Origin of the sequence: Vibrio aestuarianus (assembly GCF_028858425.1) — a bacterium.
Lineage (GTDB): Bacteria > Pseudomonadota > Gammaproteobacteria > Enterobacterales > Vibrionaceae > Vibrio > Vibrio aestuarianus.
Genome location: NZ_JAKNYQ010000002.1, coordinates 921,296 through 938,279 on the forward strand (window position 1 = coordinate 921,296; position 16,984 = coordinate 938,279).

The following is a 16,984-nucleotide window of genomic DNA, read 5'->3' on the forward strand; positions in this document are numbered from 1 at the left end:
ACATTGTTTACAGATGCCATTTATTTAGTAGTGTTAACTTTTAAAGCTAGACCTAGTTGCAAGCCACATGAAGGTTCAAAGTATATGTAAATTAATTGAATGCTCGGGCTATCCTCCCATGCCCTTGATAATCGTATCTCACTGAGTTGCTGCTAACGAATACTGATTCACCAGCTCTCAAGACAACGTGATTATTTTGACTTGAAATTGCAACTTCACCTTCAATACAAAACAGTATTTCTGCGCTACGAACAAACTGTGCTTGGCTGATATGTTCGACTGTCATTACTTCAAAGCAGAAGTCATCAACTGGGATGGGATAGCTCACTTTATTACCCTCTTTATATATGGGTTTTAGCCGAATCTCCGCTGGATTAATCGGTTCGAATGAGGTGTTATCTATCAACTCAGTTACATCAATGTGTTTTGGTGTTAGCCCTGCGCGCAAGACATTGTCTGAATTTGCCATTATCTCAAGACCCGTCCCCTGCACATATGCATGTGGGGTTTCGGCGAACAAAAACATTGCTTCGCCAGGTGCTAATTCAACAGTATTAAGCATTAGTGGAGAAAATAGACCGATATCTCCCGGATAGTGCTGTTTGAATTCAGCACTGTATTGCAACGCCTCTCGTCCCATCATGGTTTTAGCGGGGCGATTATGGGCGGCTTCCAACTCTGCCAGAGCCACCTCTTTGTGTTTGCCTTCAAGTGACATAATCGCAGTAAAGAACTCTTGTAGCGCTGCACTATCTGCGTGCTTTTCTAGCTCGGAAATTTCTTTCGCCAGACTTGGAATGTCGGCCTCTTTAAACAAAGCAATAATGTCTGCAATTGGGCGAAATCCATTCATCGCTTTATAAAAGGTTAAAGCATAAACCAACTCAGGCTTATGGTTGGGATCTTTATAGTTTCTGTGGGCGGCATCTAGCGGTATCCCTTTTAGGTTTTCTCGTTCAAAGCCTTGCTGCGCTTTATGTTTACTGGGGTGTACCTGAATAGAGAGTGGCGTCTCTGCGGCAAGCACTTTAAATAAGAAAGGCAACTCCCCAAAACGTGCAGCGGTGTAGTCACCTAAGATATCCATTTTGTTTTGTTCAATAACGTCTGACAGTGGCTCACCAGTTTCATTCAGTCTAGAACAACCATTAGGGTGAGCACCCATCCAGATCTCTGCCTGTGGCTTGTGCTCTGGATTATTGATACCAAATAGGTTGTGAATGGAGTCTTTACTACCCCATGCATAGTTTTGGATGACGTTATCAAGCTTAAATAGAGACATACTACTTCTCTCCAAAAATCTGTGCGCCGACTTTCAAGGTAGCGGCAATATTGCGTGCAGTGCGAGTCAGATTATCGCCCGCCTCTGTCAGAACTTGTTCTAGTGGTTGTGGTGAACGAACCGTGCCAAAGGTGCTATCGACAACGTTGTAGAGTTCATCAATCTCTTTACCCAATGAGCCTGCAATTCCAATCACGGGAATACCTTGTAGCGTGGCTCGTTTAGCAATACCAAACGGGGTCTTGCCTTGCAGGGTTTGGTTATCCATCTGACCCTCGCCAGTAATAACGAGATCCGTGCCTTGCAGCACTTGGTCTGCGTTTAAGGTGTCTAAAACCATCTCAATACCTTGCTTGATTTGGATATCAAATAGCAGTGATAAACCAAGAGATGCGCCACCAGCAGCGCCAAAGCCAGGTGTAGTTCGATTGTCTTTTCCAGTGAGATTGCTGCTGATCTTTCCAAAATGATTCAACGCGTCATCAAGCTGTTCAATCAGTTCCGAAGAAGCCCCTTTTTGAGCACCGAAGATATAGCTAGCGCCGTTTGCGCCAACTAATGGATTGTTGACATCACAAGCGATCACAAACTCGACCTGTTGGCATCGAGGATGGATATTGCTTAAGTCGATGCGAGAAAGGTTAGAAAGAGCAGTTCCACCCAAGGCAATCTCATTGCCTTGCTCGTCCAACAACTTGCCACCCAATGCTTGGACCATACCAGCCCCACCGTCATTGGTGGCACTGCCTCCAAGACCAAGCAGGACTTTATTTACACCTTTCTCAAGTGCCTCTTTGATCAACTCACCAGTACCATAGGTAGTTGCAAGGGCAGGATCGCGTTCTTGTGGCGAAACTAGGTCTAATCCCGATGCTGCAGCTATCTCTATCAATGCCGTCTTACCGTCATCAAGCAGTGCCCAATGTGCATCGACGGTTTCACCCTGTGGGTTCATCACTTGGGTAGTTTGCATAATGCCATCTAACCCTTGCATCAATACATCGACCGTTCCCTCACCGCCGTCAGCCAGCGGTAGATGCACATACTCCGCTTCTGGGAATACTTGTGCAAAACCGGCTTCAACGCTTTGGCATACCTGCTTGGCACTAAGAGACTCTTTAAATGAATCGGGGGCAATTACAATCTTCATCTCAGTTCACCAACTCCGCCCAGTTGGAATCAGAGCGGAGGTTTCTACGGTTAAAAACTAGGATTAAAACTTCACTTGGAATGATTTAGCCTGACACGCATTAAGTGCACCAAAGCTCTGGCTAGAAACTTCGGTATCACGTACTCGCTCATCCAGACTGGTCTCTTGCCATGAAGTCACTGGTTGAGTGAAGGTAACACCATCTTCAACCTGTCCAGTTTCTGCTGGGTTGTAGACACGTAGGATCAGTGCATCTTCATCTTCTGCTTTCTTAAGTACGCTAAGCACCGCGCCTTTCTGCGTTTTAGTAAGAAGCGAGTAAGTTAACGGCTTGTCTTGCTCACCGACGTTTAGTTTCATAGCGTTGTACGGGATCTTGTTGTAACACTCGATTGGCGTTACATAGTCTCGTGCTTGAGCCATAACGTTGGCCTCGATATGGTTGCCAGCAAAACCAAGTAGGCTGAACTCACACACTAACTTGCCACGCGTTTGCGAATCTGGAGTTGGGATCTTGATGCCTGAAGGACGTCCCGGACGTAGCAACAGCTCCTCTTTACCCAGTACGCCGACACCACGTAGCAAAGTTAGGGCGAAAGTGTCACGCTCTTCATTGCTTTGGCTCGAAACCACTTCAAACTCACGCAGGCCATTAGTCATGAGCGCCAAACCACCAGTTTGATTCTCTACTGCGGCAAAGTTCATCAGTTGATAAACCGGTACTGGAGCTTCTTTCCAGCCTTCTTGCTCCCACACTTGCATCGCAGGGTCGTTGGTTGGACGTGTGATTAGGCCAAACTGGTTATCTGCCACCACATTTTCAGATACAAATGGCGTTGGAATTAGCACGCGCACACGGTGATCATCTGCTTGGTTATCTAGCTCCATACGAACTTCGATACGGCGTGAACCGGCTTTAAGTACCACTTGACAATCGACATCGACAAATCCGTTTCGTCCTGTGCGCTCTTCGCGCTCTTGCAGATTAGCTGGTACATCCATTCGTAGTTTGATGCTAGCAACAGATTGGAAGCCTTCATGTTTAATATCGGTTTCTACCTTGAACTCATCTGAGTAAAGCAGCCACTCCTTGCGAGATGGAGAGTAGTCGTACTCATCGCCATCATCTGAACCATCTTCAATTCGCAGCACTTGGTCATAAGTCATCTCAGTCTCTTTATCCAAGATGGTTAAGGTACCGTTGTCATTCACTTTAATGGTGTAGAATTCGTTCTCTAGCAGGTAGTCTTTCTGATCGACAATTTTTTGAGTGCCTTTCTCGTTGCCTTGGATATGCAAAGTGGTAAAGCCCATCGCAGGTACAGATTGTTTAATCTGAATATCGTACTCAATAAACGGGTCATAGTTACCATAATGAACGATTTGGCGGTCAATTTTGCCTGGGTCGATCACTCGCTGATCTTGGATGAAGTACTCAACTGGGTTGCCGTTATCATCAAAGATATTGAACTGCTCTGCACGGATAGTGATGGTGGTGTTTATCACCTCTTCACGTTCGTATGGCGATAGGTTGAAGAAGGCTAATTTGTCGCAGCCTTCACGAGCTGGCATATGGTCAACGATTTTACGCTTGTAGAAGGTGATCAGATTGCTCGCCATATCGTCGGCCAGGATGTAGCGGTTAAGAATCTCAGCGTGCACCTTGTCTGAACAGCAGCAACCGATAGAGTCGTGGGCATGGTTCTTCATGCTCTCTTTCCACATCTTCTCAATCAGACCGTGGTGGTATTCAAAGCCTAGTGACCAAGCGATAGAAGCTAGCGGTTCTAGGATATTGACAATCTTGTTCTCTACCTGAGCATGGATCAGCTTTATATCCATCCGAGTTGACGAAATCGTACGGTGTACACGCATGTATTTGCCGTCGTTAAATTCGCCTTTTACGGTATCTAGTTGATCGCGCTCTTGCTTGATGCGGTCGAATACCTCTTCAAAGCGACTCATCACAAACTCACGTTCCGGGTAAACCTCACGCAGCTTGTCCATCACCTCGAAGATGTCTTGTTGGATTGGCATCTGATCGTGACCATTTGGTAGCAGAATGTCTTTGGTCACTGACGGCTTTTCTAACACTGGGAAGTATTTGTCTAGGCGAGCACGCAGCCCTTCTTCATCTTGAGGTAGGTACTTACCAATCGCATAACCAAGAGGCAGTACTTGTGCCGAAACTTCTGATCCATCATTGGATTGCCATAAGAACTCAGTTTTGTTCGTACCGTGACGCTCAGAGCAACCGCGCCAGAACATGGCAGTGTCAATATCAAAGCCGTTATAGATCATTGGCAATTGTGAGCTCATTGAGAACGAGTCTGGCAGGTAGCCAATTTTCATTGGCTCGCCTAACTCTAGACAATCACGTAGGCCGTACAACATATTACGAACGATTGACTCACCACCAACCTGCATAGTGTCGGTTTGAGAGTACCAAGGACCAACAATAAGTTTGCCCGCCTGAACTAGGTCGCGTACTCGCTCTTTGTTCTCAGGCTTGATAGCAAAGTAGTCTTCAAGGACCGCTGTCTGGCCATCGAGTACATAGTATTTGTATTCTGGATCGCTCTCCAGACGTTGCATGATCTCTTCCATGTTGTTCACCAAAAGAATACGAGACTCTTCAGTGGTGAAGTACCATTCACGATCCCAGTGCATGTGTGGGGTAATATGAACGCGTGATTTAGTCATTGTTTTGTACCTGTAAAGACTGTGCTATACGACTTAAATGAGTAATGGCTTTTGAGTAAACGCTGAGTTATCCAAATAACTTTGAAGCAATAGAGCCAAACAACCCTTTCTTCTCTTCAACTACTGGTGCAGGTTCTTCTGCTATCTCTTCAACTTGCTCTTCCTCATCGCTAAGAAGTGCAAAAATTTCTTCTACAGTAGTCGCGCTAAGTACCGCTTCACGAACTTCATCATCAATCAAAGTGCTTGTCAGCTCGGTCAGCAGTTGCATGTGTGTAGAACCCGCTTCAGCATTAGGAATAGCAATTAAGAAGATCAGATTTACATCCTCTTCTTCATCAATGCCCTGCCATTTCAAATCTTGTTTTAGGGTTGCGACAGCAAATGCTGCTTCTTTCACTGCGTCGGTTTTGCCATGTGGAACGGCAAGGCCTTCACCTAGCGCCGTTGCACCATGTTCTTCACGGGCAAACACCGCTTTTAAGTATTCTTCTTTGTCGTGCAACTTGCCCTGTTGGTCGAGTTGTTCAGCGAGTGCCTTAATTGCAGCATCACGACTCTCGAACGTCGTTTGTAGATTAATCAGTGATGAGTTGGTAAGCGTTGTAAGGTTCATAGTTTTAGCCCCGTATTCACGTTCTTTTGGGTTATCTGTTTACGTGCCAACAATAATACCAATCGAATACAAATAAACCGTGATCCAGATCTCGATAACATCACAACATGTATTAATCTGGAGTTAAAAAATAATATTTGTATTCTTTCTATTTGTTAAATTGCGTGAAATTCGTATTATCCAAGTCAAAGGTCACATACGAAGACCTGTTAGAACGGTTCTACAGGTTAATAAGCAAGAGACTATCTAGGATATGACGACAAGATTACCCATGTACCGACAAATCGCTGATGCCATTAGAGATAAGATTAGCACCGGCATCTACAAGGTTGGTGAGGCACTACCCACAGAGGCACAACTGCGTGAAGAGTTCTCTGTCAGCCGAGTAACTATACGCCAAGCCCTTAAGCTTCTAATTGAACAAGAAGAGCTAGAGAGCATTCAAGGTAGTGGCACCTATGTAAAAGAGAGCAAAATAAACTACAACATCTACCAGCAGAGCAGCTTTGCTGAAAAGTGGGCTCATTTGCAGGGAGTAACACACAGCGATGTCTTATCCTTTGAGGTGCAAGCAGCCTCACTAACGATGGCCGAGCACTTGGAAGTCAACGAAGGCGAGCACGTTTTCTACATCAAGAGGGTGCGATTCCTAGACGAGACCGCCATTACGGTTGAAGAGACTTGGATGCCAACGACTATGTTCCCAGACCTCAGCTACCAAGTGATGCAAGGTTCGAAATATGACTACATCGAAAAGCAAAAGAAGATGGTTATAGATAGAAGTGAGCAAGAAATCATGCCCGCACTTCCACCAAGTGACGTGGCGGCATTACTTGGTATCGACCCTACAGAACCCGTTATAGAAAAGCGCACTCGCGGATACCTAGAAAATGGCACCATCTTCGAGTACAGCCGAAACTATTTCACGACCAACAACTATAAATTTACCCTCACCGCAAAGCGCCAAAGGAAGAATACAAGCTATTCTATTTAAGTAAGGGGTTTATTATTAAATGTCGTCGTGTATTTAATTCATATTATATTTCAACACCATAGCGTCATAATACAATTTTGTATTGCTTTTATATCAACAAAAAGAAAAACAAATTAAAGATAAATAATACAACTTGTGAGAATTATCACAGATAGTTAAAACAAATTAGGTGAGAATATAATCATTGAGTGACCTATTTATCGCTCAAATGACGAGAGACGACGCAAAGGAAGATCAGATGAAAATCTTAGCGATTACAGCATGTACGGCCGGTGTAGCGCACACCTACATGGCGGCTAAAAATTTAGAAAAGAAAGCAGCCGCGCGCGGTTGGGAAATAAAAGTCGAGAAGCAAGGTGCGAATGGCCTTGATGGAAAACTAACCGCACAAGATGTCGCGGAAGCCGATGGCATTATCTACGCTGTTGACGTAGGCGTAATTGAAGCTGAGCGCTTCGAGGGCTTAACGTCTGTGCAAGGTAAGGTTAAAGATGGCATCAAAGCCGCTGATGAAATGCTTGATGCACTCGAAGAGAAGGTCAAAGCGGGTGGCTCAAAAGCGAAAGCAACCACGACAGCCAACAAGTTTGCCGAGAAGGAAGAGAGCAACGACAATATGATCGTTAGCTTCTTGAAACTTTGGTACAAGGGCGCTCTTTCAGGCGTATCTCACATCATTCCTCTTGTTATTATCGGTGGTCTTTGTGTAGGTCTTCTAAACCTATTCTTCGGCTACGATTACACCCACCTTTATGATGAAGCGATACTGGTTGAATACACGGGCAAAACATACGCAGACCTAGGCATTATTAACGCTGCTGAAGGATTAGCTAACAGCGAAATTGGTGCGATTAAGAAAGAAGTTTATGCCGCTATTGCCCAACCTGAGGCCAAAGCGCAGTTTGAGTCTTCGTTCCAAGGTATTATTCACTTCTTATACTACAGCACGTTAAAAGCCTTTAACCCACTGTTAATCTGTGTGCTTGCAGCATTTACAGCTTACGGTATGGTTGGTAAACCTGGTCTAGCTCCTGGTTTCGTCGGTGGTTTCGTCGCTGTTGGTGGCGGATTCGGTAATATCTCTATCGTGACTGGCGGCTTCCTAGGTGGCTTAGTAGCAGGTGCAGCAGCAGCCTTATTTGTTATGCTTGTCCGCCAGATCAAAGTACCGAAAGTACTAGAATCAGTGAAGATGATCATCATCACACCTCTACTAGCCGGCATTGCAACACTGATCTTTATGTATGCAGGCCCTGGTAAGTTCTTTGCGATGCTTAACAGTGGTTTGGTCGATTGGCTAACATCAATGGGGACGAATAACCTACTTATCCTAGGTTTCATCCTCGGTGCTATGGCTTGTTTCGATATGGGCGGCCCTGTAAACAAAGCGGCTTACCTATTCTGTATCGGGGTCGGTACTAGTGGCGACTTCGCTGGTGACGCATCAATCTTCTACGCTGCCTTTACTGCTGCGAAATGTATCCCAGGTATGTCACTAGGTATTATGTCTGTGGTATTCAAACGTTTCTTCGACGAAGAAGATCGCTTGGCAGGTCCTTCAACCGCTATTTTAGGTTTCTGTGGTATCACTGAAGGCGCTATCCCTTATGCTGTAAAAGATCCAATGCGTATCATCCCCGCTCATATGATTGGTGGTGGTGTAGCGGCTGCATTAATTCTTTCTTCTAAGATTACTATTGGTACCGTAGCTGGCGGTGCAGTGTTCATGCTGCCTGTTATTGGTAATCCCTCTGCCTGGCTTACTTACTTCGTCATTGGTGTCGCCGTTTCAATGGTATTGACCATCGGACTAAAAGTAATGGGAAAGAAGAAGCTAGCTGAAGCGAAAGTTTAGTTCCCCTTAACTCAAGATGCTCCAAAACTCCAAGTCGCCCCCCCTCGCTTGGAGTTTTTTTGTATTACCTGCTAGCTCTTTAGCAACCTTATCTTGTATTCAGTGCTTTAATTCGTATCATTAAGCCTCTAGGGGAAAGCACAAGTTGTTGTCACCCATCTCTTTTGTATTACTTTCGAGGTTTACATGGCAAGACTGCCCCTCTACCGAAAAATAGCTGGCGCCATTCGAGAAAAAATCAGCAGTAAGATTTACAAGGTGGGTGAGGCGCTCCCAACAGAAGCTCAACTATGCGAAGAGTTTTCTGCCAGCCGAGTAACTGTTCGCCAGGCACTTAAACTCCTGATCGAAAATGAAGAACTAGAGAGCATTCAAGGTAGCGGCACTTACGTTAAAGAGAACAAGGTTAACTACGATATCTACCAACAAAGTAGCTTTGCGGAAAAGTGGGCTCATTTAGGTGGGATAACCCATAGCGATGTGATTGCCTTCGAAATTCAATCAGCCTCATTAACACTAGCAGAGCACTTAGACATCAACGAAGGTGCTCGAATTTTCTACGTAAAGCGAGTTCGTTTTGTCGATGACAACCCAATCACCGTTGAAGAGACATGGATGCCAGTCGAAATGTTTCCTGATATAACCTATCAAGTGATGCGAGGATCGAAATATGATTATATCGAGAACCAGAAAAAACTGGTGATAGATAGAAGTGAACAGGAAATCGTTCCAATCCTACCATCTGACGATGTTGCTGAGTTACTAGGCATTAGCCCTGCCGACCCGATCATTGAAAAACGTACTCGCAGTTACTTACACGATGACACAGTATTTGAATACAGTCGCAACTACTTTAAATCCAGTGACTATAAGTTCACTCTAGTCGCAAAAAGACGAAAATCTACCCGTTAACCTGTGGGCGTTTTGAGTAAAATTGTAGAACGCTCGAACTGACTATTCAGATTACTATTTATAGGACAAATTCTCATTAACAATATATGTATGAGTAAAAACACTAACGCGGAATGTGACAGAACCTTGCCAGTTGCACTACTAAATTAGGGTATAACGGATTACTAAAGGTACAGAAAAGCCTTTATACTTTATGTGTCATCGACTGCTCCACACAAAGGGAGCTATTTAGTCATCATTAAGCTTTTGCTCATTTTCTTAACGACGTTCATAAACACAGCAGCTTCTTCTGCGCTCACGCATTGAGTCATCACCTGGAATACTTCGCCTTCAATCTTGTGAACTTTTTCTATCAACGTCTTTCCAGATGACGTGAGTTGCAATACCCGACTGCGGCCATCTGTTGGGTGGAGGGCTCGAACTATCCATTCTTGATCAATCAGTTCTTTCACAACACGGGCAATTTGTGCTTTGTCCACTTGTAGCTGCATGCTCACGTCGTTAGCTGTACAGTTATTGGTCAACTCTATCGTGTGTAAAACCCTTACGTGAACAGAACTAATCTCCAACTTTCCGGTCTTTACCGCATGTTTCATACTGTATTTAAAGGTGCGCATTAATTGCCATACGGCATCACGCATTTCAATATTTTTGTCCATTGTAAACTCATGTAAATATAGTTGATCAGGTCATCTAAATTGCTATGATTTCCACCGCAAATAGTGAGAGAAGGCGACCAAGAGTTATTCACTGTTTGTGCTACCTAGCAGGTAGGAAGTATTACAGCAATAGAGCTACTTGAGTAGGAAAATTTGATGCCAGACAATAATTGGAAGAAAAATTTAAGCAAAGCCCGTTACGTTATGGATGCTTTGCTGTTGGTTGGGTTTGTTTTAGTCTGTATTCCTCAGACGACTGGACTCGCAATTCATGAATGGGGGAGCCTGCTATTTATCATTCCCTTGGTTATTCATATATTGTTGCATTGGGATTGGATAAAAACCTTACCACAGAACTTTGCCCGACGACTCAATGCCAAATCACGGTTCAATGCCATTTGGGATTTTATCTTCTATCTCGCAATGCTCATGGTCACAATAAGTGGCTTTTTGGTCTCCGTTGTGATGTTTCCACAGCTCAATATTCCCCTTGAAATCACACCGTTCTGGTCAGAAATCCACCATACCCTAAGTAATCTCTTGCTCCCTATGCTAGGTATTCACTTGGCGCTGCACTGGGATTGGATCACAGCGATGACCAAAAAAATGTTCAAGCGTCAGTCGGCGTCAAAAGCTCATATGTAAAGGAAAAAGTATAATGAATTACTTAACTTACCGTTGGAAATCTCGCAGCGCGGTAATTTTCGCAGTCTCATTGGGAGTATGCGCGCTGTTGTGGAGCTTGTCATTGACCGATTGGGCTTCAGCCATCAACGCCAACCCACAACCTTCTCATGAGGAGTCTGAACCAGTCTCGGGTATCAAGCTATTGTTCATGCCTATGTTCAAAGTCACCATGCTAACCTTAATACCCGCCCTTCTCTGCTTATTGATATTAAAAACAAGCACTTTTATTGCGAGCAAGTTGAATAAAAACGCGGCTCCAACGCGTCTCTCTTCATCAACAGAATTAGTTTGTAGTAAGCGAGTTGAAGAGACGAGAGATGTAGCCACTTTTTATTTCCCCAACAGTACAATGCAGTACGTAGCTGGACAATTTGTGATGGTCACTATCAACATTGATGGCACTAACCACCGCCGCGCATATTCATTGTCCTCAACACCCTCACGCACAGGCGAAATTTCGATTACCGTAAAACGGGTTAATGGTGGTTTAGTGTCTAACTATTTGCTTGATAACTTACGCTCGGGCATGCCGTTAGAACTATCAAAACCCATGGGGCAATTTAACTTGCAAGCATGTAAATCAACCCACAAGGTTGTTATGATAAGTGCAGGATGTGGTATTACTCCGATCATGTCTATGACTCGCTATTTGCTCGATAACAATCCTGATGTTCACATTGAATTCATCCATTTTGCCAAAAGTACACAAGACTTAATTTTTCGTGATGAGATCAAGCAATTTTCTCTCACTCACTCAAATTTTACAGCGGTCACGGTTCTTTCTGAAGAAAAAGCAAATGGTTATGAATATGGACTATTGTCCGATGAGATGTTAAGTCAGCACTTGCCAGATTTAACTGGCCGTACTGTATTTACATGTGGCCCAACACCTTTCATGGCTTTACTCAAAGAGTGCTTACAAGATCGAAATTTCAATATGCAGTATTTTCATCAAGAGAGCTTTGGGGAGTCACCTGTGGCTCAAGATTCACATCAACAGCGTCAACAGTATCGTGTCTCGCTATTACACTCGAACCAAACTGTTGAAATTGACCATACCAACACCTTACTCGACGCTATTGAAGCCGCTAACGTTACTATAATCACAGAGTGCCGCTCCGGCGTATGCGGGGCATGTAAATGCAAAGTGACCAAAGGAAGCGTAAAACCAAACAGTACCCTAACATTGTCCGAAGATGAGCTAGCACAGGGCTACGTTTTAGCGTGCAGCGCTCAACCAACGAGCGATGTGGTGCTTGAGTTGCCTTAAATGTAAATCCCATTGGTGTTTTTAAAATTTAGAAAATCAAACACCACAGTAATTCACTCAGAGCAAGTTTCAATAACTTAACCAGCTTAACCAATACTTTATTCGCGTGAATCAGCCAAGAATAAAGCCGTAACCAATAATCGGAAGACGAATATGCAGAAAAAGAAATCGACCCCAAAAAAGAAGTCTCCACCTAAACTATTTAAAGTCATTGCCTCAACACAGATCACCGCCAATATGCAGCGCATCACACTACAAGGGAAAGCAGTGGCACACTTCCCTGAAAAATGTGCAGGACAATACGTCAAACTGTTGTTTACTGCCGATGGTGGAACAGAGATTGATGTTGCCGCCATGAATGACGGGCAACGTCCTGTGATGCGAACCTTCACCATACGTGATATATCACACCAAGAGCAAACCATTGACATCGATTTTGTACGCCACGTTACCAGTGATCTTCAATGCGGTTTTGCCGGAAGATGGGCAATGAATACTAAGGTTGGAGATACAATTTACATCGCTGGCCCCGGCGCTACCCCTGACATTAAGACTGACGTTGATTGGTTCTTTATGGCTGCTGATATGACAGCCTTACCTGCTCTATCAGCACAGATCCTTTCATTACCAGAAGAGGCGAAAGGCTACGCCGTCATTAAGGTTATTGCAGAATCTGACATTCAACCGATAAAAGCACCAAATAATCTACAAGTTATTTGGCTGACTGAGCAAGAATCTTTAGCGGAGAAAGTACGAGGGTTAACTTGGCTGGAGGGTGAAGTATCAGTATGGGTGGCATGTGAGTTCGATTATATGCGCTCATTGCGTACCTACTTTAGAAATGATAAAGCAGTTGAGCGCGACAACATTTACATCAGTAGCTACTGGAAACAGGGCATCTCTGAAGATGGTCATAAAACCATTAAGCAAAAAGACGCTCGAGAGAGCGAACTGTAAATACTTTGTGTGACCAGGTAGCTAGAGCTCTGGTCATCAAATAGTTAGTAAAATTGCGTAAATTGAAGTCAGGTACAATCTTGTTCTGGCTCATTAAGGGGCATATGAGTTAACTTGATTCAGAGTGACTTACAAAATCACCAATGCTTGTAGTGTGGTATGCTGTGTAATCCTCTTACCCATCTTTACACTGACATAACGATGAATATTTTTTCCACGAGATTTCGTTAAGTTACGAGCGGGAGTATGGAATGCATACTCTAAAGCAGAAGTCGTAATTGCTGAGGGCGTTGGTAAGCTTGTCATGAAATTGCCTCTTCACGAAAATGTCGTAAACTTACTAAAGTTTAGACCATGAAGAGGCAATATCAATTTATGGGTGTGATAATTATCAATTTATGGATGTAATTATCATTTTATGGTTGTATCAACATTTCCAAAGTATCAGAAGTTTACTCTTTACCGAACAAGTTGTTCTCTTGCTCTCTTACGCGAATAAATGTTGTTCTCTTCGTTAGCTCTTTAAGCTTTGCTGCGCCTACATATGTACATGTTGAACGTACGCCACCTAACACATCTGAAATCGTATCGTGCACACTGCCACGATATGGCAATAGTACGGTTTTTCCTTCAGCCGCACGGTATTTTGCAACACCACCCGAGTGCTTCGCCATCGCTGACTGTGAAGACATGCCGTAGAACTTCATGTAGCTTACGCCATCTTTTTCAATAACTTCACCGCCAGATTGCTCATGCCCTGCTAGCATACCGCCAAGCATAACGAAATCAGCACCGCCACCGAACGCTTTCGATACATCACCGGCGCAAGTACAACCACCGTCGCCAATAATGCAGCCACCTAAACCATGAGCTGCATCAGCACATTCAATGATCGCAGACAACTGTGGGTAGCCAACACCGGTCTTCACGCGAGTAGTACACACAGAACCAGGGCCAATTCCTACTTTAACAATATCTGCACCGGCAAGGATCAGTTCTTCAACCATATCCCCAGTTACAACATTACCTGCTGAGATCACTTTATCTGGGAATTGAGCACGAACACGTTGTACATAATCTACCAAGTGTTCTGAGTAACCGTTGGCAATATCGATACAGATGAAAATAAGGTCATCACTTAATGCCATGATGTCTTTAGTTTTTTGGAAATCATTATCCGAGGTTCCTGTTGATACCATCACATGCTTAAGCGTGGCTTGATCAGCACCTTTGACAAACTCAGCCCAGTCCTCAACAGAATAGTGTTTATGAACCGCTGTCATTACATCGTGTTCAGCCAACGCTTTTGCCATAGCAAAGCTACCAACAGAGTCCATGTTCGCAGCAATCACGGGCACGCCAGACCATTGACGCCCACTATGCTTGAATGTAAAATCGCGGGTTAAATTTACTTGAGAACGGCTTTTTAGTGTTGAACGCTTAGGGCGAAACAGTACATCTTTGAAACCTAACTTAAGTTCTTGTTCGATACGCATTGTGCATTTCCTTGATTCATAAACTGTGTGTCACTTTCGCAAAGTGCGTAGTAATCATGTTGGCAGACGAGATTACTGGCTTTCGGACACAAAAAAACCGGAGCGTTGGCAGACGCTCCGGTTTTCAGCATTATAGGTTGGGATTTCTTCTCGGCAAGTCTGATATTTTATTTTTTTTTTATGGTACTATATCGAAACTTTCATATCCGGTAGATTTGAATACTCCCTAGCAAAAACCATAAAATATATCCCCTTATTTTTCATAAAGTTAAATAAAAAACTCACTCCACCATCGAATCCCACCAGCTAAGCAATCGATTACCAAACAGTATTCAACTAAAAATATGTGACCAATATCACCCCAAAATGGGATTTTAATAGACACTTTTAACGTTATTTTTTTCAAAAAATAGTATAAAAATTTAAAGCCCAGTCTAGAAAACGTACTAACACCCACCCATCCATTAATAACCCCCCATAAAACGCATTACTCATTCAACAAGGTTATAGTTAGTCAATGATTAACTTTCAATGACGCTAGTGCTTCTGCTGTTGCATCTTGTATCGAGAGAAAAAGAGAGTTGATTTTCCCTGTTGGTGTGCGCATAGGATTTAGTGTAATGCTCTGATACATAAATTCTGCTTGCTGGGTTACAGGGCGAACATTGCGACATTTAAATAAATAGGGGCGTTGCTGCCACGTGATAAAACTGCGACAACCAAGGTCATATACCGGTTTTGTTTTTAGCTTGAACCACTCACAGGGGATCTCTGGAAATAATTCAAATATCGATTTACCAATAGCATCATGAGACTGTACACCGCTGTGGTGTGTCATAAAGCCATTCCAGACTTGTACTTGATAATCTCGATCTATGACCACTAAGCCCATATCGACATTCTGTACCATGTCCACCATCCAGTGGAATTGCTCAAATTCAGCAGGAAGATTCATCGCTAAAAGTCCTCCATAAGATAAGCGAGTTTGTTGTCTAGCAGTGGAAGCGACTCATCGACAAACATAAATAGTAAATCACAACGAATTGATGTCTGATCAATATTATAACTGACTTCAAATGTCATGGTCTTCTTAAACGTTCCCGCGGTAGATTGGATGATTGAATCAATGGAGATATGCTGCCCAAGCAGTACTGGAGAGCTTTGAAAGAATCGCACCTCTGATTGTTCGCCCAGTCCATTTAAGAAGGAACCAACCAATATATTTGACACATCCATTAGCAATTCTAGCTCTTCAAGTTCTTCACTATCAGCAGGCACTTTCATTAATTTTTTGAGATCAGACACACTAGAATCACTAAGCAAAACTAATGCCTCCCCAGCAATACCTTCGCCACTAAACCCCTGACAAACTCCTGATACCTGGTCATTCTCTGCTAAGTCACGTAATGCCATGTGCAGTTCGCTGACTTCAAAAATATTGACGTTTGGTAACGGTAAATGGACAAAAACGTCAAAATGTCGAGCTAATGCATCTGCGGCTCGCCCAATCGAAACGTTAGCCACTTCCATATAGATATCTCGGCGCTTCAGTATCGGTAGATCGATAGAGACAGGGGTTACCATACGTGGTTGTGTTGCTGGCTTTACGAGCTCTCTCAATACATCATTTAGGGCGTATTTATCGATTGGCTTTTGGATAAAAGCGCGAGCGCCTAATGCCATAACTCGCTCTTTGGCTTTAGGCTGAATATCACCAGAAACAACTACGACAGGCGTTGTCATGCCTCTGCGCTGCATTTCCTCAAGCGTGCCGTAGCCATCAAGTTCCGGCATTGTTAAATCTAGGAACATTAATTTGAAGTCATGTTCTTCAAGATTCTTGATTCCATCTAAGCCATGTATTGCGAAGGTGATATCAGCGTTAAGAGACGCTGGAAGTGAACGCGCCATCTGCTTACGTGCTAATGCAGAGTCATCACAGATGAGTACGGGGAAAGACATGTAATCACCTTAATGTCTATTAATTCAATAAATAGAGTGTATACCTAAACCTTAGGTATATGCGAGTTGCGCAAAAAATTAATTCAACATGGGGAGTATGTCGGTTAGAGCTTCAGGATAGAAACCGCCACATTAAAGTGACGGCCACAAAGTCAAAACGATGATGCGCAATACAACAGCAAAGACGATAAATGAAATGCCCAACCGGTACCATTTATATTCTGCGATAGTCATCGGTATGCGCCGATAGAACATCGTCACCACCCCCTTCCAATCATGGCTGCGCTTGCCATATTGAGTGATGCTGGTTAAAACAAAAATAATACCAAGCAGCAATATCCCTTTTTCCGCCCAGAACAATCCAACTTCCATTTAGCTTCCCTCACTCATTGGTAACTCACAATGATAATGAGTTTATACGTAAAACAACCAAAGCTCTGT

Annotated in this window: 15 protein-coding genes and 1 pseudogene; 6 read left to right on the forward strand and 10 right to left on the reverse strand. The window is 43.6% G+C overall.

The features are described from left to right. Positions 1 to 91 precede the first annotated feature (91 nt). The 4 genes and pseudogenes from manA to MCT08_RS17735 all read right to left on the reverse strand — a co-directional run. On the reverse strand, positions 92 to 1,282 hold the full coding sequence (gene manA, locus MCT08_RS17720) for a mannose-6-phosphate isomerase, class I (protein WP_274674615.1): 1,191 nt from the start codon (positions 1,280 to 1,282) through the stop codon (positions 92 to 94). 1 nt (position 1,283) lies between these two features. Continuing rightward, on the reverse strand, positions 1,284 to 2,432 hold the full coding sequence (locus MCT08_RS17725; RefSeq protein ID WP_176313328.1) for a glycerate kinase: 1,149 nt from the start codon (positions 2,430 to 2,432) through the stop codon (positions 1,284 to 1,286). A gap of 63 nt (positions 2,433 to 2,495) precedes the next feature. Then, a complete protein-coding gene (gene mngB, locus MCT08_RS17730) occupies positions 2,496 to 5,135 on the reverse strand; it encodes a mannosylglycerate hydrolase (RefSeq protein WP_274679013.1) in 2,640 nt (879 codons plus the stop codon). Positions 5,136 to 5,280: 145 nt separating this feature from the next. Continuing rightward, positions 5,281 to 5,751 (reverse strand): annotated as a pseudogene (locus MCT08_RS17735) (fructose PTS transporter subunit IIA); the annotation flags it as partial. A gap of 253 nt (positions 5,752 to 6,004) precedes the next feature. Here MCT08_RS17735 and MCT08_RS17740 point away from each other — a divergent pair. The 3 genes from MCT08_RS17740 to MCT08_RS17750 all read left to right on the forward strand — a co-directional run bounded on the left by MCT08_RS17740 (position 6,005) and on the right by MCT08_RS17750 (position 9,512). Then, positions 6,005 to 6,745, forward strand: coding sequence for a GntR family transcriptional regulator (locus tag MCT08_RS17740; RefSeq protein ID WP_274679014.1), 741 nt, complete (start codon positions 6,005 to 6,007; stop codon positions 6,743 to 6,745). A 238-nt stretch (positions 6,746 to 6,983) separates the two neighbouring features. Further along, positions 6,984 to 8,600, forward strand: a complete 1,617-nt coding sequence (locus MCT08_RS17745; RefSeq protein WP_274679015.1) for a PTS fructose transporter subunit IIC — start codon at positions 6,984 to 6,986, stop codon at positions 8,598 to 8,600. A 186-nt stretch (positions 8,601 to 8,786) separates the two neighbouring features. After that, positions 8,787 to 9,512, forward strand: a complete 726-nt coding sequence (locus MCT08_RS17750) for a GntR family transcriptional regulator (RefSeq protein WP_274679016.1) — start codon at positions 8,787 to 8,789, stop codon at positions 9,510 to 9,512. Between the two features lie 224 nt (positions 9,513 to 9,736). Here MCT08_RS17750 and MCT08_RS17755 read toward each other — a convergent pair whose 3' ends face one another. Then, positions 9,737 to 10,171, reverse strand: a complete 435-nt coding sequence (locus MCT08_RS17755; RefSeq protein WP_274679017.1) for a MarR family winged helix-turn-helix transcriptional regulator — start codon at positions 10,169 to 10,171, stop codon at positions 9,737 to 9,739. A gap of 156 nt (positions 10,172 to 10,327) precedes the next feature. Here MCT08_RS17755 and MCT08_RS17760 point away from each other — a divergent pair, with 156 nt between their 5' ends. From MCT08_RS17760 to MCT08_RS17770, 3 genes are all read left to right on the forward strand, one after another. Continuing rightward, complete coding sequence (locus MCT08_RS17760) at positions 10,328 to 10,816, forward strand: DUF4405 domain-containing protein (protein ID WP_261918872.1); 489 nt, start codon at positions 10,328 to 10,330, stop codon at positions 10,814 to 10,816. 13 nt (positions 10,817 to 10,829) lie between these two features. Next, the gene (locus tag MCT08_RS17765) at positions 10,830 to 12,128 is read left to right on the forward strand and encodes an FAD-binding oxidoreductase (RefSeq protein ID WP_274679018.1); all 1,299 of its coding nucleotides are present in this window, start codon (positions 10,830 to 10,832) and stop codon (positions 12,126 to 12,128) included. 153 nt (positions 12,129 to 12,281) lie between these two features. Continuing rightward, complete coding sequence (locus MCT08_RS17770) at positions 12,282 to 13,085, forward strand: siderophore-interacting protein (protein ID WP_274679019.1); 804 nt, start codon at positions 12,282 to 12,284, stop codon at positions 13,083 to 13,085. Positions 13,086 to 13,214: 129 nt separating this feature from the next. Here the strand turns inward: MCT08_RS17770 and MCT08_RS17775 are convergent, their stop codons facing one another. From MCT08_RS17775 to MCT08_RS17795, 5 genes are all read right to left on the reverse strand, one after another. Continuing rightward, a complete protein-coding gene (locus MCT08_RS17775; protein ID WP_255199722.1) occupies positions 13,215 to 13,391 on the reverse strand; it encodes a hypothetical protein in 177 nt (58 codons plus the stop codon). Positions 13,392 to 13,537: 146 nt separating this feature from the next. Next, positions 13,538 to 14,581: a GMP reductase gene (locus tag MCT08_RS17780; protein ID WP_168524317.1), complete on the reverse strand. Its 1,044-nt coding sequence runs from the start codon at positions 14,579 to 14,581 to the stop codon at positions 13,538 to 13,540. Positions 14,582 to 15,095: 514 nt separating this feature from the next. Next, the gene (locus tag MCT08_RS17785; protein WP_053311120.1) at positions 15,096 to 15,536 is read right to left on the reverse strand and encodes a PAS domain-containing protein; all 441 of its coding nucleotides are present in this window, start codon (positions 15,534 to 15,536) and stop codon (positions 15,096 to 15,098) included. A 2-nt stretch (positions 15,537 to 15,538) separates the two neighbouring features. Beyond that, positions 15,539 to 16,543, reverse strand: a complete 1,005-nt coding sequence (locus tag MCT08_RS17790; RefSeq protein WP_274679020.1) for a response regulator — start codon at positions 16,541 to 16,543, stop codon at positions 15,539 to 15,541. 132 nt (positions 16,544 to 16,675) lie between these two features. Continuing rightward, the gene (locus MCT08_RS17795; protein ID WP_053311122.1) at positions 16,676 to 16,915 is read right to left on the reverse strand and encodes a hypothetical protein; all 240 of its coding nucleotides are present in this window, start codon (positions 16,913 to 16,915) and stop codon (positions 16,676 to 16,678) included. Positions 16,916 to 16,984: the final 69 nt, after the last annotated feature.